Source organism: Janthinobacterium sp. HH104, assembly GCF_001758715.1.
Lineage (GTDB): Bacteria > Pseudomonadota > Gammaproteobacteria > Burkholderiales > Burkholderiaceae_D > Janthinobacterium > Janthinobacterium aestuarii.
Genome location: NZ_LRIB01000054.1, coordinates 172966 through 191736 on the forward strand (window position 1 = coordinate 172966; position 18771 = coordinate 191736).

Genomic DNA, 18771 nt, shown 5'->3' on the forward strand with positions numbered 1-18771 from the left:
ACGCTTGCTTGCATTCGATTTTCTTGCCCCAAAGCAAATGCTGGGGTCAGACCCGCCGGGTCTGACCCCGGATTTCCGCCGCTGGCCATCAGTCAAATTGCATGTCAGAACTGATATACTGACGCCCCCGCCCCGCAGCGCTGCGTTAGCCCGCTGCGCCGCCCGCTGAACACTCATCCGGAAAAGAATGATTGATATAATGGCAAGTGCAGCCGTGGCTACGGATGCAAATCAGACAGAGCAAGAGCATCACGATTCCTTGCAGGCGCATTTCCAGCCCAATATTTCGGCCGATGAAATAGAGCAAGTTTTTCACTTGAAGCGGGCGCAGCCCCTGCTGCAAGTGTTTACGGCCCTGTTCCACGGCGGTTTCGATGGCGTGCTGGTGCGTCTGCTCGTGTTGCGCGAACTCGCGTCCGATGCGGCCACGTCCGCCTATACGCGCGCCGATATCAACACGAAACTCGCCTACCTGTTGCCGGAAAGCCTGGAAACGGTCTTGCTGCGCCTGCGCTCGAACCAGTTGCTGGCCTGGGATGCGCAGCAGGGCGTGTATCGCGTGACGCCGATGGCGCGCAATGTGCTGTCGGCCATCGACAGCTTGCTGGGCCTGGGCCAGACGGAAGACGAAGCGGAAATGGGTTTTCTGCTGTCGCAGGTAGCGGGCGCGCAAGCCGTCGGCGGCGTATCCGTTGAACAACTCCAGCATTTGCTGGGGCGCCTGGTGGACTTGACGGAGGAGTTCTCCGACGCCATCGCGTCCGGTTCCGAATTCCGGCTGCGCACGGCGCAGGCAAAGTGGAACATGGCCTGCGACTGGGTCGAGAAGGGTTCCGAAATCCTCGTGGCCATCACGTCCGATGAAAACGCGGACAGCGCCACGCACAAGGCGGCGCAGGCGATCGGCCGCGCGCAAAGCAAATTGCTCAACATGCAAGGCATGTTTTCGCGCGCCCTGAACCAGATCGAGCGCCAGCGCGTGCACCTGGGCCAGTCGGGCTTGTCGACCACGGACATCAAGCGCTGGCTCTTGCTGCACGAAGACCTGGCCAGCCTGGCCGAAGGCGCTATCGACCAGCCCGTCGTGCCGCTGTTCTCCACGCCGGCCGAGATGATCGACGTGGCCGAAACGGAACTGCTGTCCGAACGGGCGGCAGGCATTACCAACACGGGCCTGCCCAGCGGAGAGGATGCGCCCACCACCATCAGCGACGGACCCGCCATGCAGCTTGAACTCGATGACCTGTTGGACCGCCTGTCGAACTTCGCCAGCCTGGGCAATTTCCCCAGCATCGGCGAAGAGGGGCCGAAGTCGGTGCCCGTGCAGGACTCGCTGCTGCCGGCCAGCTTTGCCGTGGCGTCATATCGCGCCTCGATGCTGCCGCTGCTGGGCGACGTGTCCGAAGCGAGCTTGCAAGGCTCGACGGCCGAACTGGCCCGCTTGCCGATTACCTTTACACCGACCGACGAGATGGTCCAACTGACCGACCCCCACGTGGCGGCCATGTCGATCGCCTCGCTTTCACTGAATGTTTCACTTGATTTAGATAGCGGCACCGCCGATGAATGACGATTCCCAAATCCTGATTGCGCGCCTGCTCACGCATCAAACCCTGCGCCGCGACGACAAGCTCGTCAAGCGCGTGCTGTCCGACGAGCTGTTCCGCGCCGAGATCGATGCGCGATTGCTGGCCTGCGGCTTGAAACTGCTCGACAACGTGTATGCCGACCACGTGACGTTGGCCCTGACGCGCACCATCGAGCCGAAGATCTTCGGCGCGCGCGACGTGTGGCAAAACAATAATTTCGGTTTGGCCCGCGATGGCGTGGCCTTGCTGGTGGTGCTGTGGGCGCAGATCATCCTGCCCAAGCGCGAACGCCAGGAAACGCACCAGCATGCGGACGATGACCAGAACGATATGTTCGGCACGGAAAAACCGCTGCCGCGCGCGGAAGACGCGTCGATCGGCATTTCCTACAAGGCGCTGCTGTCGGACTTCGGCGACAAGCTGGGCAAGAAGACGCGCATGGACATGAATCTGGGCACCCTGGCCAAGCTGGGCTTCATCGAGCGGCGCGGCGATTTCATCCTGGAAGGTCCGCTGCTGGACCTGATGATGGACACGGACGTCTTGAAAGAGCGCATCATCAACGGCGCCCTGGCCGACGTGTTCAAGCGGGCGCCGGCGCGCCTGGTGGCCGTCGACCTCGATGCTGACTTGTCCGCTGATTTGTCCGCCGATATCGGCGACCTGCCTGACGCTGGCGACGAGCCCGCGTCCGACCTTCCTCACTGAAAGCGCCCATGTTTCATATCAAATCACTTGAACTGGTGCACTGGGATTACTGGCAGCGCATCAAGAATATCCCGCTCGACGCGAAGATCATCACCATCGCGGGGCAGAACGGTTCGGGCAAGACCACCTTGCTTGACGCCTTGCGCACCCTGTTCGGCCTCGACTGTTCGATGGGGCGCACGTATAAACACTATGCGCGCCACTCGGGCCAGCAGACGGCCTGGCTGCGCGCCGTGGTCGACAACAAGAACGTGGGCAAGCAGCTGTCGAACCGTCCGTTCCGCAGTTCCGGCTTCTTCAGCGACGATGAAGTGACCCTGTTTTGCCAGATCCAGAAAAATGGCGGCGACTGGAAGCGCCAGTATCTGATGCGTCCGGGCAACGTGCAGATCGAGGACATCACGGATGCCAACGACTGGCTCGGCGTGGAAAACTACCGCAAGCGCCTGGCCAATGCGGGCCTGTCGCCAGCCATGTCGAAAGTGCTGGCGCTGGAGCAGGGCGAGACGGACAAATTGTGCGAATATGCGCCGCGCCAGCTGCTCGATCTGGTGTTCCAGGTATTCGGCGACAAGGAAGTGCTGGACGCCTACGATGAAGCCAAGCGCCACCAGCGCGACACGGAAGTGGAGCTGAAACGTTTCGAAACGGAACTGGAAGCGTCGAAGACCAACTTGGAAGGCTTGCGCCTGCGCGTGGCCAATTACCACCAGTGGGAAGGGCTGCATAAAGAGCGCCGCAACCTGCTGGAAGAAGTGCTGCCCAGCCTGCAATACCACGAGGCGCGCGAAAAGGCGGCCATTGCCAGCCGGCAATTGCGCGACGCGCGCAAGCCGATGGCGCAGGCGGACCAGCAACTGACCGACAAGCGCAATGCGCTGGCCGCGCAAGCGAAGGCCCTGTCCGACGCGCAGATGAACGAAACCCTGCTGGAGCAGGAATCGATCGGCCTGCAGAGCCGCTTGTCACTGATCAATGCCAAGCTGAAACCGCTGGACAGCCTGCTGGAACAGAAGGATCGCCTGCAGAAGCTGGCCGCGGATTCGGGCAGCGACATCGCCGAAGTGGCGGCCCAGCTGGAACAGAAGGAAGCGGAACTGCTGCGTCAGCGCCAGCAGCGCGACGCCCTGTCGGCGCGCATTGCGGGCGAGCAGGCGACGATTGCAGCATTGCAAGGCAAGACGGCCATGCCGGAGCCGGACAATGTGCGCGGCATGCGCCGCGCGTTGCGTGACGCGGGGATCAGCCACGCGATGCTGTCGGACATCGTCGAAGTGACGGACAGCCGCTGGCAGGGCGCCGTCGAAGGCGTGCTGGGCGGTTACGCCTCGGTCGTTCTGCTCGACAAGGCCAAGGATGCGGCCGCCGCTTACCGTCTGGCCGAGAAGGAACGCTATCGCCACTTCATCGTGCCCGACCTCGTGACGGCGCCCGTGGCGAAAGACGAAAGCTTGCTGGCTGTGGTGAAATTTTCCGCGCCCGTGCCAAGCTGGCTGATCGAGCAGCTGTCGCGCATTTCGCGCGTCGATTCCGTCGAAGCCGGTTTCAAGCTGGGCAACCATGAAGAGTGGATCACGCCCGAGGCTTACCACCGCGAACGCCGAGGCGGACGCTCGCTGTTCGTGGAAGCGTCGCGCTACCGCTTCGGCCAGGCTGGCCGCAGCGGCCGCCTGGAAGCGCTGCTGCGCTCGCTGCCGGGACTGGAAGGACAGGAAGACACGCTCACCCTGGCGATCTCGAAGCTGGCGGCCGAAGTGGGTGCCTTGAAGGCGCGCATCGCCGGCGTCGACGCGGCCAAGGAACTGAGCGCACGCCAGGAAGAATTCGCCGAAGCGCTGCGCAATTCGAAGCCGCTCAAGGAAGAGCGCCTGGAAGTGGGCGGCCGCCTGGGCGAGCTGCAGAACCTGACGAAGAACGCCACCGTGGCGCGCACGCGTGCCGATACGGTGTGGCAAAACGCGCGCCTGGCTTTGTCGGAAGCGGAAGCCGGTTCGCGCCTCGGCTACAAGAAGCAAATTGAACAGCGCGCCGAGCATGCGCGCGCCTTGCTGGCCCTGCGCCATGCGTGGCGCCACCTGCCGAAAAGCTGGCGCCGTCCCGCTCGTCGCGCAGCCCTCGTGGCCGAGCACCAAAATGCGCACCAGGTCGATCTGCGCGTGGCCAGCCTGCAAAACAGCCTGGCGCGCGACGACTGGGAACTGGACGCGACCGTCATCGACCAGCATCACCGCCTGTCGGACCAGCTGCACGGCCGCCAGTCGGAAACGGACGAGCGCCGCTACCAGAACAACCGCGCCATCGAAGCGACGGGCAATGCCCGCGGCGCCTACATGGAGCGCTTGCGCTACACCATCAAGACGTACAGCAAGAACATCAAGGAGCTGGGCGAACTGGCCGGCATCGAAGTCCATGCCGACCCCGTGCGCCTGGAAAACGACGATGTGCAGCTGTCGCAGGCGGGCTTGCACGTGCGCTTCAAGTTCGACGGCAAGGGCGTCATCGGCATGAACGATGGCGAAGCGTCGGGCGGCCAGCAGGTGATGAAGTCCTTGGTGCTCTTGATCGGCCTGCTGAAATCGGAAGATGGTTCCGGCGGCTTCGTCTTCATCGACGAACCGTTTGCTCATTTGGATATCCGCAACATTCAACTGGTCGGCGAATTCCTGAAGAATACGGAAGCGCAATACCTGATGACGACGCCGTTGACGCACAACACGGACGTCTATGATCCGTCCGAGCTTACTTTGATCACCAGCAAGAAGAAAAAGGATACCCAATGGGCGCAACCGATTTTCGTGCTGCAGCGCCGGGTCGAACCCGCGCCGGGCAAGGCGGCGTGATGCTTGTACGCACTTTGCTCGCATCTGCAGTACTGGCGCTGGCGTGCTCGGCGCCAGCCGTGGCCAACGACGGCATCGGTTCCGTGAGCGCGGGCGGTATCCTGTTCGGCAAGACGGATGCCGTGGCCATGAAAAAGGAAGTGCTCAGCGTGAGCACGGACTTGATCAAGGTCGAGTATGAGTTCCTCAACGAGTCCGCCAAGGATGTGGAAGAGACGATCTTCTTCCCGCTGCCCGAATACTCGGCCGGCTACCATGGCTCGCCCACGTATTACGGCCAGCCGCAGCAGTTCACCGTCGACGTCGATGGCAAGCGCAAGGACTATCAAACCACCTTCGTCGCCAAGCTCGATAGCGCCGACGTGACGGCCCGCTTGCGCCAGCTGGGCCTGTCGGATGCGCAGATCGCGTATTTCCCTTCGCACACGCCGTTCGACAAGAAGGTGGCGCCGCTGACGGCCGCGCAGAGCAAGATCATGATACGCGAAGGCTTGCTGGCCCAGCTGTATGACGAAGAATGGGTGCCGGCCTGGACCGTCAAAGTCATCTACCTGTGGCAGCAGAAATTCCCCGCTGGCAAAGTCGTGCGCGTGCGCCATCAATATGCGCCCTTCGTCGCGGCCGGTCCGGGCGCGTCCTACCTGGGTGATGGCGATACATTTGAAAAGAAATACTGCGGCGACAAAGCCTTCTACAAGACGTGGAACCGCCTGGCGGCCAAGCAGGGCGAGAGCGGCTTCGTCAATGCTGTCTGGGTGTCGTACATTCTGACGACGGGCAACACGTGGAAGAATGGCATCGAAGACTTTACCTTGAATCTGATCAAGGGCAAGCCGGACGAACTGGTCAGCCTGTGCTTCCCCGGCACGTTCACGAAAATCAACCCCACCACCTTGCAAGTCAAGCTGCGCAACTTCCATCCGAAGCAGGATCTCGACGTGTACTTCGGCAATGTCGAAAGCGCGGGTGACCACGACGGCGTGGCGCCACGGATCCGGCCATAGGAATGAGCAAATGAGCACGCAGGAAGCGCTGGCCGCGCGCCTGCGCGCCATCGCCCGCGCCACGCCGTGGTGCATGCAAGCCCTGCGCGCCGTGGCGCAGCTGGGCTTGCCCCACTGCTGTATCGGCGCCGGCGCCGTGCGCAACCTCGTGTGGGACGCCTTGCACGGTTACGCGCAACCATCGGCATTGAGCGACATCGACGTGGCGTATTTCGATGCGCACGATGTGCATCCGGAAAGCGAAACGCAGTTGCGCCAGCGCCTGGAGACTGTGCTGCCCGGTGTGCCGTGGGAAGTGTGCAACCAGGCCCGGGTGCACCTGTGGTTTGAAGACGAGTTCGGCTACGCCGTGCCGCCGCTGCTGTCGCTCGACGACGCCATCGCTTCCTGGCCCGAGTTTGCCACGGCGGTTGGCATCCATCTGCAGCCTGACGGCGGGATCGGCATCATTGCGCCGCATGGCCTCGATGACCTGTTCGACATGGTGGTGCGGCGCAACCCGGCGCGCATCAGCGAAGACGGCTATGCGCAGCGCCTGGCCAGCAAAAACTATGCGGCGCGCTGGCCGCGTGTCACCATCGTCGCTTGAGAAATGCTGGCGTAAAAGCAATTAAATGCACTATGGATACAGATTGCCTATAATTGCTAGTTATCCAATAGTGTTTTCCTGATCTCATGTCCCTGTCCCTGTCCATTTCCATGCCGCTGCGCCGCCTCGGCCGTTTGTTCTGCCTTTCCTCCGCCCTCGTGGCGCCCGCCGCCTGGGCCGACAGCTATACCGATTTCCAGCAAGCGAGCGGCCAGCTGGAAGCGCTGATGGCCAAGGCGACGCCGCAAAGCGGCTTGCCGCGCCTGAGCGACCCCGGCGTGGCGCAGCTGTTTGCCCATATCGCCGACGGCCCGCGTCTGTTCCGGGCGCCCGTCGCGGCGCTGCAGGACGTCAACCAGAGCGTGTCCCTGTGCGAACGGAGCACCAATCTGGGCAAGTCCTATTACCAATTTGGCCTCACGCGGCCGCTGCTGTTGTCGGGCGCCGAATTGCAGCAGGCGCGCAGGGAACAAGTGACGCAGAACCTGGCCGACTACGGCGATGAAATGGCTGCCTTGTTCGCCTTTGGCATGCATTGCCATGCGCACTTGATTGGCTTGATGGAAAAGGAGTTCAGCAGCCAGCCCTTGCCCGAGGTGAGCAGTGCGGAGCGCATGCGCGCCCGCGCCTTCAGCAAGGGATCGAGCACCATGTTTGTGAACGTGGTGCAGTTCGTGCAAGTGCCGTTCTGGAACGTGGCGCAAAAGAAGCGGATGCTGGAAGCGGCGGCGCAGCACGCCGCAGCGAATGCCAATCTGATGGCGCCGCCCTTGCGCGAGCGTTTGCTGACCAGCCTGGTCGATGCGGACAAGGATCTCGATCCGGCCCTTGCACCGGCGCTGGCGGCGATACGCCAGGCGCTGTCGGTGACGACGTGTACCGGCCTGTGCCAGTACTACTGACTGATGTGACTTACTCCGATGCCTGCAGCGGCTTGTTGCGCTGGCGCCAGCGCACGAGGCCCCACGCATACACGGCGTAGTAGCCGATGACGAGGCCGTAGGCGGCCATGGTCAGCGGACTCTGGCCGAACGGCGGCGGCGGTACGGGCACGTCCAGGCGCGTGTTCAGGTAGATTTCCATGCCGCGGTACAGCAGGCGGGCGATGAACAGCATCGTGACGGCCAGGCCCAGATAGCGGTGCTGGGTAAAGAAGAAATCCTTGCCGACCTGTTCGAAGCGCGTCAGTTTCAAGCCCAGCACGCCCAGCCAGCCGCCGGCCAGCGCGCCCGCGCCCAGGCTGGACAGGGGCAACAGCTCGAATTTCGTCGTCGTCGCCAGGAACAGCAGCAGCGCGGGAAAGACGATGGCCACGCTCCAGTGACGCCACAGCTGCGACTTCTGGCGCGCCACCAGTTTCTTCAGACGCGAATAAATGCGCCAGACCAGCAGCGGGACCAGGAACAGCAGGGCGAGAGTAGTGGTTTCCATGTAGACATTCGGGTGCGGGTAAAACAGCGATTGTAAGCCAGATGGGGATGGGCGGCGATGCTTGTCAAACAGCAAAAGTTGCTGGTTGACATTTACATGGCATGAACGCACTATGCCCTGTCACACAGCGCCGCCATGAGCGGTGCGGTGCGCTTGCTTGTTGTCGCCACCTTCATACACTGGAGTTCCATGTCTACTCGTTTGCCTTTGCTGCCCATCACTGTCGGCCTGATGGCCTCGTCTTCCCTGGCCATGGCGCAAGATGGCGCCTATCAAGCCCCGCCAGCGCCCCTGCAAGCCATCGTCGATGCGCCGCGCGCGCCGACCCTGAGCCTGAGCCCGAAACGCAACCTGGCGGCCGTGCTGCCCACGCCATCCTTGCCCAGCATCAGCGAAGTGGCGCAGCCGGAACTGAAACTGGCGGGCTTGCGCATCAATCCACGCACGTATTCGGCCAGCCGTTTCAGTTTTCACACGGGACTGGGTTTGCTCGACATCGATACGCAGAAGGAAATCAAGGTCAGCGGCTTGCCAGCTTCGCCCCGCATCGCCGACCTGGCCTGGTCGCCCGACCAGCGCTACCTGGCGTTTACGCACATCGCCTTTGCCGATCCCGCCAAGGGCGTGAAGGAATCGGGCGTGGAACTGTGGCTGCTTGACGTGCAGACGAAAGCGGCGCGCAAGCTGGGCAATCAAGCCCTGTCGACCGTATATGGCCGCGGCTTTTCCTGGCTGCCAGACAGCAAGACCTTGCTGGTGCAACTGAAACCGGCCAAGCTGGGCGCGGCGCCCGTGGCGAGCGGTATTCCGACAGGCCCGTCCATCCAGGACAGCGTGCCGGGCGGCGGCGTCAAGCAATTGCGCACCTATCCCGACCTGCTGAAAAACGAACAGGATGCACAGCTGTTCGAGCACTACATCACCGTGCAGCTGGCCTTGCTGGACGTGGCGGGCAAGCAGCGCCTCGTCGGCCAGCCGGGCCAGTTCTCGCGCGTGGCGGCCTCGCCCGATGGCAAGCACTTGCTGACGACGAGCATCGTGCGTCCGTATTCCTACATCGTGCCGGCCTCCGACTTTGCCCACAAGATCGACGTGCGCGACCTGAATGGCAAGGTGGTGCATGCGGTGGCGGCCCTGCCGCTGGAAGAAGGCCTGCCGCCAGGCAATGATGCCGTGTCCGCCGGCGTGCGCTCCGTCAGCTGGCGGGTTGATGCGCCAGCCACCCTGGTGTGGGCCGAAGCGCAGGATGGCGGCGACCCGGCCAAGGCGGTCGAGATCCGCGACATCGTCTACACGCAGGCGGCGCCGTTCACCGCCAAGCCGGCCGTGCTGGCCAAGCTCGGTTCGCGTTATGCGGGCGTGGCCTGGGGCCGTGGCGACCTGGCCCTGCTCAGCGAAGCGTGGTACAAGACGCGCGCCGTCAAGCAGTGGAAGATTTCGCCAGATCAACCTTCCGCGCCGGCCGACCTCGTGTATGCGGGATCGTTCGAAGACCGCTACAACGATCCGGGCCAGCCCGTCATGCGCGCCGACGCGGCCGGCTTGCCGCGCCTGCTGATCGCCTTTGACAACTCCATCCTGCTCGACGGCCAGGGCGCGTCGAAGGAAGGCGACCGTCCCTTCATCGACCGCCTGAACCTGGCGACGAAACAGAAGCAGCGCCTGTTCCAGAGCGCCGCACCCTACTATGAAAACGTGGTGGCCGTGCTGGACGAGGATGGCAGCCGTTTGCTGTCGACGCGCGAATCGCCGACCGAGCAGCCGAATTACTATGTGCGCAACCTGAAACAGCAGGGCGCGGCGCAATTGACGGCCCTCACGCATTTCCCCCATCCGCTGCCGCAATTGAAGGACGTGCAGAAAGAGCTGATCCGCTACAAGCGCGCCGACGGCGTGGACTTGACGGCGACATTGATGCTGCCGCCGAACTATGACGTCAAACGCGACGGCCCGCTGCCGACCCTGATGTGGGCATACCCGCAGGAATTCAAGACGGCCAGCGCCGCCAGCCAGACCAAGGGTTCGCCGTACAAATTCAATGCCGTCAGCTACTGGGGCCCGGCCGCCTTCCTGTCCATGGGCTACGCCGTGCTCGACAATCCATCGTTCCCCATCGTCGGCAATGGCGAGCAGGAACCGAACGACACCTATCTGCCGCAGCTGGTGGCCGACGCCGAGGCTGCCGTTGAGGAAGTGGTGCGCCGCGGCGTGTCCGACCGCAACCGCATCGCCATCGGCGGCCACTCATATGGCGCTTTCATGACGGGCAATCTGCTGGCGCACACGCGGCTGTTCCGCGCCGGCATCGCGCGCAGCGGCGCCTACAACCGCACTCTGACGCCGTTCGGCTTCCAGGCGGAGGAGCGCTCGTTCTGGCAGGCGCCGGCCGTCTACCAGGCCATGTCGCCGTTTAATTATGCGGACAAGATCAAGGATGCGCTGCTGATGATCCATGGCGAGCAGGACAACAACTCTGGCACCTTCCCCATCCAGAGCGAGCGCATGTTCCAGGCCGTCAAGGGACTGGGCGGCACGGCGCGCCTGGTGATGTTGCCGAACGAGAGCCACGGCTACCGCGCGCGCGAATCGATCATGCAGATGCTGTATGAAAGCAACAACTGGCTGGAGAAATATGTGAAGAACGCGGCACCGCCAGCCGCCGACGCCAAGCCGGCAAGCAAATAAGGGCAGCGGCGCGCATCTCGTGGTATGGTCTTCCTTTGTCTGCAGGGAGGCCAGCCATGTCAGTCATCCATACCCACCGCGCGCCCGACCCGGCTCCCGTCGATGAACCCATGCCGGCGCCGGAGCCGCAAGAAGCGCCCGGGCGCCAGCCAGGACCCGTGCACCCGGTGCCGCAGGACGATCCCGTGCCGCACCCGCATCCCAGTTAATCTCGTCAAGAAAGGCTGTTTTAGATGGCAATTGTCAAGGAAGTCTACACACGCAAAGTCAGCGGAGAATCGTTCGACTATGAACTCGATTATACCCAGGGCGCGGACGTGGCCTGGATTGCGCGCGTGTACCACGACGGCGTGCTGAAAGGCTCGCCGCACGGCGCGCTGACGGCCAACGTGCTGTCCGGCCCCGCGCTGGAACAGTACCTGCGCGCCTACGTCGAAGGCATGATCGAGCGGGGGCTCGACGTGGCCGAGTAAGCTGTTTGCGTTAGAGCAAAGAAAAGGGCGCCGAGGCGCCCTTTGTGTTTCTGGTGGCGTCGGATGACGCGCATGCACATGGACCGTAGGTCGGATTAGCCCGCCAGGGCGTAATCCGACAACATGGTTGGCACCACGATGGCCACGACCAATCTAATCAAACGCCCACGTGTACAACACGTCGAGCGCATTGTTCGTGCCCGTCTGGAACTGCAAGGTGATGCGGCGGTTCAGCTTATAACGCAGCTTGACCAGGCTCGTCGCCGTGCTCGTGCCTTGCTCGAACGTCAGGTAGGCGCGCGAGGACAGGCGCTTGCCGACGGTGACGACCGTGCTTTCCAGCCCCTGCGCCTGCGACAGGCCCACTTCGTCGAGGCCCAGCGAATTGGCCAGCTTGCCTTGCAGGCCGCCGCCGGAGCCGCCGAAGAGGGCGCCTGCCGCCGTCGTCAGGAGGGCCATTTCATCGCCGGCCGCCGTTTCCGCGCCGTGGCCGAGGATCAGCCAGGCCAGCTTGTCGCTGTCCGACACGCTCGGCGTGGACACCAGCTTGGCCGTCGGCGCCTGGGCCGTGCCGCGCACTTCCACGCCCGCTTCCACGTTCGTTTCCGACAGCGCTTCGCCTTCAGGGCGCTTGCGCACGGCCAGGATGTTCAGCGACGGGTTGTCGTAGGCGCCCGTGAAGGCGATCAGGCCCCGCTCGATCGACAGCTTCTGCCCGTAGGCCGCGTACTGGCCGCTGGTGACCTTGATGCTGCCCGTCACGCGCGGCGCGGCGCGGTTGATGACACGCGCGCGCACATTGCCGGCCAGATCTGCATCGATGCCCATGCCGCGCAGGTGGAAGGCATTGCCCAGGTCGAACTCGAGGTCGATATTCAGGGGCAGCGAAGGCGCTTCCTTGCTGCCCTTGACTTCCTTGCCCAGCACCACCACGTCGCTGCTTTGCGTCGGCGTGTCTTGCGGCGCCAGTTCGATCAGCGCGCGGTTGGCCCTGAACTTGCCCTCGAAGCTGAAGCGTTTGTCGTTGCGCACCAGGGTGCTGTTGCCCGACAGGACCAGGGTACGGTCCGGCCGCGACAGCGCTTGCAGGCGGTCGGCCAGCAGTTTCAGTTCCAGGCTTGCTTCACCATTCGCAAAGCGTACCCAGCCATCTGCCTGCACCTTGCCATCGCCGCCGTCAAAGCTCAGGCGCTGCAATTGCAGTTGATCGCCGGCCAGCTTCGCCTGCAGCACGCCATTGCGCAATTTCAAGCCCTGGTCGGCCCAGTTGACGAGCAGCTTGCTGCCGTTGATGTCGCCATTCAATTGCGGCGCGCCGATGGTACCGCTGCCGGACAGGGCCACCTTCAAGGCGCCGCCCAGTTCCAGGCCCGGCTGGCCCGTCAGCGGCGCCAGCCACGCCAGCGAATCGATATTGGTGGTGCCCGTCAGCGAGAGGGCGCTGTCGTTGCTGATGCGTCCGCCCAGCATTTGCACGGTGGCATTGATGTCGCTCTGGCCCGCGCGCGCGCCGTCGAGTTTCACGGCCAGGCGCAGCTGCTGGTTGGCCACGTCCACTCTCGCATCGAGCGTGCGCAAGCCCAGCGCCAGCGGCTGCTCCACGCCCACCGTCACGTCGCCTTTTTCGCGGTAGATGTGCAGCATGCCGGCCAAAGATGGATCCTTCTGTTTCGCCGTCGGCACTTGCATGTCGAGCGACCATTGCGCGCCCAGGGTCAGGTCGCTGCGCGCATTGGCTTGCAGCGCGGGAATCACTTGCGCCAGATAGGTCAGCGCTACGCCGGCCGCCTGGCCGGAACTGGTCCAGCGGGGGCCGTTCTTGACGAGGCTTTGCATGGTGATGCTGCCTGCCGGCAATTTGATGACGGTGTTGCCCACGCTGATCTGCTCGGGCTGGCCCAGGCCCGCCACGCCGCTGTTGGCAGGGCCCGCCACTTTCACGGGCACGGGCGCTTGCAGCACGAGTGCATAGCGGCCCTTGTTTTGCAGGCTGTCGATGGTGCCCGTCCAGCTGGCGCCGCTCTGGCTGCCGCGCACTTGCACGGTGGCGTCGAAATCGTCATTGCGCGCCGCCAGGCTCACCGTATGGCTGCCGCGCGTACCCGTCGTGCCCAGGCGGGCGCTGGCCAGCTTGAAGGTGGGCGTGCTGTAGCCCGTGATTTCCAGGCTGCTGACCATGGGGTCGAGCGCGCCCTGGCCGGCGCCCACGCTGGCGCTGCCTTTGACGGCTTTCAATTGCTGGTCGCCAAAGAAGGTCAAGTCCTTGCCGTCGAGCGTCAGCTGGGCTGCGGGCGCATCCATCTTGCCCGAGACGGAACCGGCCGCATGCAGCACGCCGGCAAAGCGCGGTCCCAGGGTCGACAGTTGCGGCGCATCGAGTTTCCACGTCAGCTTGTCCGTGGCGCCGCCCAGCGCGCCCTTGGCCAGCAGGCTGTTCGGCCCCAGGCGCAATTCCGTATCGACGCTGTCGATGCGTTTTGCGTTGGCCGACAGCTTGGCGTAGCCGGCCAGCGGCGCGTTTTGCAAGGTCGATTCGCTCAAGGCAAGGTTCAGGGCCACTTGCCAGTCGCTCGTCAGGCGGCCGCTGCCGGTGAAGTCTGCGTTGACGTTGCCGTTGGGCAAAGCCGCGCCAAAGGCGGCCGGATTGATCTTTTGCAGCGAACCCGCCACTTTCAGTTCCGCCTGCTGCTTGGCTCCCGTCAAGCCCACTTCGCCGCTGGCGTGGATGGCGCTGTCGGGCGCAGGGCGCTTGCCGCTGGTCAGGCCCAGGCCCTTCGCATCGGCAACAAAGCTCGTGCGCGGCTGCTGCATGGTGCCCTGCACCACGCCGCTGGCCAGCACCGTGCCCAGCAAGTCGCCCTGCAAGGCGGAAAGTTGCCGCGCATCGACGTTCCAGTTGAGCTTTTCGCCCGCGCCGCCAAAGTTGCCCTTGGCTGTCACGTTGTTCTTGCCCAGCGCCAATTGCACGTCGATGCCGCTGAAATGGGCCGCGTCGGCCGTCAGCTTGCCCTTGCCCGACAGGGGCTGGTCGAGCAGCTTGCTGGGGCGCACGGTGAAGTCCGTATTCGCCAGCCACTTGGGCGCCACGTGACCATTCGCGCGCACGTCGAGGTTCAGGTCGGCCACGGGGAAGGCGCCGAAGTCGGCGGGATTGAGACGGCTGGTACTGGCCTCGGCCTTGAATGGCTGCTCGTCCTTCAGACTGATCTGGCCCGTCGCATTGACGCTGCTTTTGCCCGCTTGCAAGGTTGCCTTGCGCAGTTGCACCAAGGAGTCGGCCAAGGTCGCTTCCACGTCCAGGCGCAGCTTGGCTTCGCCGAGCTTTGCGCGCAGGGTCTGCGTCTTGCCGTCGCTGTCGAGCACGATGTCGCCGACGATCTTCGTGCTGTTGATGCTGCTGTAAATGTGCTGCAAGTCGATCTTGTCCGTGTGCAAGGTCAGCTGCGCATTGCCGATGGGCGCGTCGGCCGCGTCGCGGTTGAGCTTGCCGCCGCCCGTGAATTTGCCCGCGTTGCCGAAGTCGATGATGGCCGACTCGAGCGTCGTGGCCGTCAGGGTGCCGCCCAGGCGTGCCTCGAACTGGCGCAGCGGCAGCTTTTGCTGGTCGATGGGGCCCGGCGTGGCGTGGTTGAGGATGGCCAGCTTGCCCGACACGGTTTGCGCGTTGGGGCGCGTGTCGATGGCGGCATCGAGTTCCAGGCTCAGGTCCGCCTGCGGCAAGGTGGTGTCGAACTTGCCCGGATTGATGTTGCGGCCTTTGATGCTGGCCGAGTGCAGGATGATGACGGGATCGAACGGCGCCAGCGCCAGCCGGGCGTCGGCCGTGGCCGCGCCCGCGCTGCCCTTGGCCGTGACGTTCAGCACGTTCAAGTCGCCGCCCAGCTGCAAGGCGAGGGCAGCCGGTTTTTCGCCGGCGGCGGGGTTGAGCTGCGTCAAGCCGGCCTTGCCCGACAGTTTGAACGGCTGCGTGGCGGCTATCGTCGCGCTGGCAGTGGCCTGGCCGAACGGCGTCAGGGCCGAAGCGTCTTCCAGTTGCCATTGCGACTTGTCGCCCGACAAGGTGAAATGGATCTTTTCAAACACCGTATTGCCGCCCGGGCTGACCAGGGTTACCTTGTCCAGGCGCGCGTCGGCAATGCCGATCCTGAACGGCGCGGCCAGGCTGGTGGGCATGGTCGACGGTTCCTCGGACGGCGCCGTGCTTTCGACGGACAGGCTGGCCACGTGCAGTTCGCTGATGGCAATGCCTTCCGAGAAGAACTGGAACGGCGACCAGTTGATGTCGATATTGTCGGCCGTGATGTGCTGCGTCTTGCTGCGGTAGCTGACGTGGCCCAGGTGCATGCGGTTGTACAGCGAGCCGGACACGCCCGACACTTCGATGTCGCCGCCGCTGGCGCTGGCCACTTTTTGCACCAGCATCTGCAAGGTCGATTCGCGGCCCAGGAACCAGAAGGCGCCGCCCAGCAGCACCGCCAGGCTGGCGACGGCGATCAGTACGTAGCGCACCCAGCGGCGCGGTTTTTTCGCCGGCGGCGGAGGGACGGCGCCGGGCGATTCGGTAGTCATATCGGACATCAGAAAGTGAATCCCAGAGAGAAGTGCAAACGGTAGGCGTGGACGGCGTGGCCATATGCCACGTCGACATTGATGGGACCGACGGGGCTCTTGTAGCGCCCGCCCAGGCCGTAGCCCGATTTCGGCGTCATGGCCGCTTTCATGGTGTCGGCCGCGTTGCCGGCGTCATAGAAAGCGGCAATGGCCCACTTCGGCTTGAACCAGTACTGGTATTCGGCGCTGCCGGTGAGCATGTAGCGCCCGCCGACGGTAGCGTCGCCCTCTTTGACGCCCAGTTCCTGGTAGGCATAGCCGCGCACCGACTGGTCGCCGCCCGCGCGGAACAGGTAGACGGCCGGCACGCCGCGTTTTTCCTTTGAACCGAGCGCGCCCATTTCGCCGCGCACGATCAGCTCGCCTTTTTCACCGAGCGGACGGTAATACACGGCCTTGCCGGCCACGCGCACAAAGCGCTCGTCCGTCAGCACGGGCAGCAGGGCGCCGCCCACTTGTGCGTTGATGACATAGCCCTTGGTGGGGAACAGCAGGCTGTCGAGGCTGCGCTTGGTGATCGCGTAGGTCAGCGGCAAGCTCTTGCTGCGCGTCTGTTCCAGGCCCACGACGGTCTTGTCTTCGCTGAGGAACTCGAATGTCAGGCTGCGCTCGAGGTTGGTGCCGCCCCAGTTGCGCTTGGCCGAGATGGTCGTCACGGCCGTGATTTCGTTGGAAATGTCGCTGCGCTCGAACGAGGCGCCCGCGCTGTCGTTGTAGCCGCGTTCGGTCGTTGGAAAGTAAAAATTGGCGTGCGCCGCCTGTTTCTTCGTTTCCATTGTGAGAGCGCTCTTGAAGCGCGTGCCCCACACGTTCAGGTTGTCATAGTTGAGCTGGGCGCGATTCCCCGTATTCGTACTGAAACCGAGACCGGCGCTGACGTTCTGCTGCTTGTTTTCCGTCACGCGCACGACCAGCGGCAACTGCGGCGCGGGGCCGCGGTTGGCGGGCTTGGCGTCGGGCGCGGCGCCGGCGGCATCGGCTTGCTGGCTTTCCTGGCCCGCCTCGATCTGCTCGCTGAGGATGCTGCTCATGTCGGCGCTCACTTCCACGCTGGCAAAGTAACCGGTGTCCTGCAGGCGCGCCTGGTACGATTGCAGCGCCGATTCGCTGTAGTAATCGCCGGGACGGATCTTGTCGAGGTTGCGGATGATGCTGGCATCGTAGCGCTTCAAGCCTTCGATGCGCAGCTCGCCGAAGCGCAGCTCGGGGCCGCTGTCGAGCACCACCAGCAGCGAGACCTTGTGCGTTTCCGGGTCGACCACGGCTTGCGTGTCGACCAGCTGGGCGCGCGGGTAGCGCGTCTGTACCACTTCGCGCAGCAGCGCGCGCTTGGCCGCTTCCCAGTCGGACTGGCGAAACACGCTGCCCGTCTTCAGGGCCCAGCTGCGCTTCAGCGCTTCCGTATCGTAGGGTTCGCTGGCGGCCAGCGGCGGCGTGGGGTCGAAGCCGCGCAATTCCAGCTCGACCTTGTCGATGGTCGCGGGCTGGCCCGGGTCGACGTCGACGATGACGACGGGTTTGGCGCCCGTCGTATCGACGCGCACCGTGACGACGGGCGTATAGTAGCCGGCCGTGGCGATGAGGTTTTTGGCTTCCTCGGGCGTGGCGCGCACGAGGCGCCGCAATTGCTCACGGTCCATGCGCGGGTTGCCGCGAAAGCGTTCCAGGTCCAGGTTTTTTTCGAGCAACTCATCGAGGTCGCCGGGCGCGTTGACCTTGACCTCGTACTGCAGCGGGGCAGGCGCCGCTTCCGTGGCGCTGGCGCTCTCTGGAGCAGCATCTTGCGTGGCCTCTTGTGCGGCGGCATGGGCGGCAGGAAACAGCAATATGGCACCGCCAGCGGCGGCCAGTGTCAGTTGCCCCATTACTTTTGCCACTACTTGTGCCAAAATTCGTGGTCGTATCGCCTTGCCGGCAGCCGTATGCCGTATGGGTCGTGCAGAAAACATGGTGCTCCAGATAAGTAAATGCTGACTGCATGTTACCGGAATAGGTAAACTGATGGCGGACGAATAAGTATTTTTTGCGCAGGGAATCATGTTTGCCCGCGCACTCGGACAGAATAAAACTGAAAAGAAAGAAATTATGCTAGCAACGGACTCCGCACTGGTGCTCTTTAGCGGTGGACAAGATTCCACCACCTGCCTGGCCTGGGCCCTCAAGCACTATAGCCGCGTCGAAACCATCGGCTTTGATTATGGCCAGCGCCACGCGATCGAACTGACCGTGCGTCCCGGCGTGCTGGAACAGATACGCCAGCAGTCGCCCGAATGGGACAGCCGCCTGGGCCAGGATCACATGATCGACCTGTCGCTCATTTCCGCCATTTCCGATACGGCCATGACGCAGAACGTCGAGATCGTCATGCAGGAAAACGGCTTGCCGAATACTTTTGTTCCTGGACGCAACTTGCTGTTCATGACCGTGGCCGCCACCGTGGCCTACCGCCGCGGCTTGACGGTGTTAGTGGGCGGCATGTGCGAGACGGATTTTTCCGGCTATCCGGATTGCCGCGACGATACGATGAAGGCCCTGCAAGTGGCCCTGAACCTGGGCATGGACACGCGCTTGAAGCTGGAAACGCCGCTGATGTGGCTGGACAAGGCGCAAAGCTGGGACCTGGCGGAAGACCTGGGCGGCCAGCCGCTGGTCGACCTGATCCGCAGCGGCACGCATACGTGCTACCTGGGCGAGCGGGGCGAGCTGCACGACTGGGGCTATGGCTGCGGCACTTGCCCCGCCTGCGCCCTGCGCGCGAATGGCTACCAGCAATATGCTGCGAGAAAAGCCCTGAAGTAACAGGTTGCGCCGTTTCTTCAAGCGGCGCGGCAGGGGGAGCAG

The 18771-nt window shown here is 63.8% G+C and carries 13 protein-coding genes; 10 read left to right on the plus strand and 3 right to left on the minus strand.

Annotated elements, in window-relative coordinates:
• Positions 1-199 precede the first annotated feature (199 nt).
• The 6 genes from JAB6_RS25500 to JAB6_RS25525 all read left to right on the plus strand — a co-directional run bounded on the left by JAB6_RS25500 (position 200) and on the right by JAB6_RS25525 (position 7632).
• The gene (locus JAB6_RS25500) at positions 200-1570 is read left to right on the plus strand and encodes a hypothetical protein (protein ID WP_128141393.1); all 1371 of its coding nucleotides are present in this window, start codon (positions 200-202) and stop codon (positions 1568-1570) included.
• A complete protein-coding gene (locus JAB6_RS25505) occupies positions 1563-2297 on the plus strand; it encodes a hypothetical protein (RefSeq protein ID WP_034753458.1) in 735 nt (244 codons plus the stop codon). The genes JAB6_RS25500 and JAB6_RS25505 overlap by 8 nt, the downstream gene beginning before the upstream one ends.
• Positions 2298-2305: 8 nt before the next feature.
• Entirely contained in the window at positions 2306-5137 is a 2832-nt protein-coding gene (locus JAB6_RS25510) for an ATP-binding protein (protein WP_070305420.1), read from the plus strand.
• Positions 5137-6141: a DUF4424 family protein gene (locus JAB6_RS25515; protein WP_070305422.1), complete on the plus strand. Its 1005-nt coding sequence runs from the start codon at positions 5137-5139 to the stop codon at positions 6139-6141. The genes JAB6_RS25510 and JAB6_RS25515 overlap by 1 nt, the downstream gene beginning before the upstream one ends.
• A gap of 10 nt (positions 6142-6151) precedes the next feature.
• Entirely contained in the window at positions 6152-6730 is a 579-nt protein-coding gene (locus JAB6_RS25520; RefSeq protein WP_070305424.1) for a nucleotidyltransferase family protein, read from the plus strand.
• An 86-nt stretch (positions 6731-6816) separates the two neighbouring features.
• On the plus strand, positions 6817-7632 hold the full coding sequence (locus JAB6_RS25525; RefSeq protein WP_070305426.1) for a hypothetical protein: 816 nt from the start codon (positions 6817-6819) through the stop codon (positions 7630-7632).
• A 10-nt stretch (positions 7633-7642) separates the two neighbouring features.
• On the opposite strand, the gene JAB6_RS25530 is transcribed toward JAB6_RS25525, so the two are convergent.
• Positions 7643-8161, minus strand: a complete 519-nt coding sequence (locus tag JAB6_RS25530; RefSeq protein ID WP_070305427.1) for a hypothetical protein — start codon at positions 8159-8161, stop codon at positions 7643-7645.
• Positions 8162-8350: 189 nt separating this feature from the next.
• Here JAB6_RS25530 and JAB6_RS25535 point away from each other — a divergent pair, with 189 nt between their 5' ends.
• The 3 genes from JAB6_RS25535 to JAB6_RS25540 are packed head-to-tail and all read left to right on the plus strand — an operon-like array spanning position 8351 to position 11319.
• Positions 8351-10846 carry a S9 family peptidase gene (locus JAB6_RS25535; protein ID WP_070305429.1) on the plus strand — a complete coding sequence of 832 codons (2496 nt, stop codon included), beginning with the start codon at positions 8351-8353 and terminating at the stop codon, positions 10844-10846.
• A gap of 56 nt (positions 10847-10902) precedes the next feature.
• The gene (locus JAB6_RS29480) at positions 10903-11055 is read left to right on the plus strand and encodes a hypothetical protein (protein WP_175444616.1); all 153 of its coding nucleotides are present in this window, start codon (positions 10903-10905) and stop codon (positions 11053-11055) included.
• Positions 11056-11079: 24 nt separating this feature from the next.
• A complete protein-coding gene (locus JAB6_RS25540; RefSeq protein ID WP_034753464.1) occupies positions 11080-11319 on the plus strand; it encodes a hypothetical protein in 240 nt (79 codons plus the stop codon).
• Positions 11320-11472: 153 nt separating this feature from the next.
• Here the strand turns inward: JAB6_RS25540 and JAB6_RS25545 are convergent, their stop codons facing one another.
• Positions 11473-15897, minus strand: a complete 4425-nt coding sequence (locus JAB6_RS25545; protein ID WP_070305431.1) for a translocation/assembly module TamB domain-containing protein — start codon at positions 15895-15897, stop codon at positions 11473-11475.
• The gene (locus tag JAB6_RS25550) at positions 15897-17795 is read right to left on the minus strand and encodes an autotransporter assembly complex family protein (RefSeq protein WP_070305433.1); all 1899 of its coding nucleotides are present in this window, start codon (positions 17793-17795) and stop codon (positions 15897-15899) included. The genes JAB6_RS25545 and JAB6_RS25550 overlap by 1 nt, the downstream gene beginning before the upstream one ends.
• 220 nt (positions 17796-18015) lie before the next feature.
• Between JAB6_RS25550 and queC the strand changes: the two genes are divergently transcribed.
• Positions 18016-18729 carry a 7-cyano-7-deazaguanine synthase QueC gene (gene queC, locus JAB6_RS25555; protein WP_034753467.1) on the plus strand — a complete coding sequence of 238 codons (714 nt, stop codon included), beginning with the start codon at positions 18016-18018 and terminating at the stop codon, positions 18727-18729.
• Positions 18730-18771 lie beyond the last annotated feature (42 nt).

Bases quoted from the DNA above. Each gene is read 5' to 3' on its own strand.
- JAB6_RS25515 (WP_070305422.1), top strand. From the start codon at position 5,137: ATGCTTGTACGCACTTTGCTCGCATCTGCAGTACTGGCGCTGGCGTGC.
- JAB6_RS25535 (WP_070305429.1), top strand. From the start codon at position 8,351: ATGTCTACTCGTTTGCCTTTGCTGCCCATCACTGTCGGCCTGATGGCC.
- JAB6_RS25530 (WP_070305427.1), bottom strand. From the start codon at position 8,161: ATGGAAACCACTACTCTCGCCCTGCTGTTCCTGGTCCCGCTGCTGGTC.
- queC (WP_034753467.1), top strand. From the start codon at position 18,016: ATGCTAGCAACGGACTCCGCACTGGTGCTCTTTAGCGGTGGACAAGAT.
- JAB6_RS25540 (WP_034753464.1), top strand. From the start codon at position 11,080: ATGGCAATTGTCAAGGAAGTCTACACACGCAAAGTCAGCGGAGAATCG.
- JAB6_RS25545 (WP_070305431.1), bottom strand. From the start codon at position 15,897: ATGTCCGATATGACTACCGAATCGCCCGGCGCCGTCCCTCCGCCGCCG.
- JAB6_RS25520 (WP_070305424.1), top strand. From the start codon at position 6,152: ATGAGCACGCAGGAAGCGCTGGCCGCGCGCCTGCGCGCCATCGCCCGC.
- JAB6_RS29480 (WP_175444616.1), top strand. From the start codon at position 10,903: ATGTCAGTCATCCATACCCACCGCGCGCCCGACCCGGCTCCCGTCGAT.
- JAB6_RS25525 (WP_070305426.1), top strand. From the start codon at position 6,817: ATGTCCCTGTCCCTGTCCATTTCCATGCCGCTGCGCCGCCTCGGCCGT.
- JAB6_RS25505 (WP_034753458.1), top strand. From the start codon at position 1,563: ATGAATGACGATTCCCAAATCCTGATTGCGCGCCTGCTCACGCATCAA.
- JAB6_RS25510 (WP_070305420.1), top strand. From the start codon at position 2,306: ATGTTTCATATCAAATCACTTGAACTGGTGCACTGGGATTACTGGCAG.
- JAB6_RS25500 (WP_128141393.1), top strand. From the start codon at position 200: ATGGCAAGTGCAGCCGTGGCTACGGATGCAAATCAGACAGAGCAAGAG.
- JAB6_RS25550 (WP_070305433.1), bottom strand. From the start codon at position 17,795: ATGGGGCAACTGACACTGGCCGCCGCTGGCGGTGCCATATTGCTGTTT.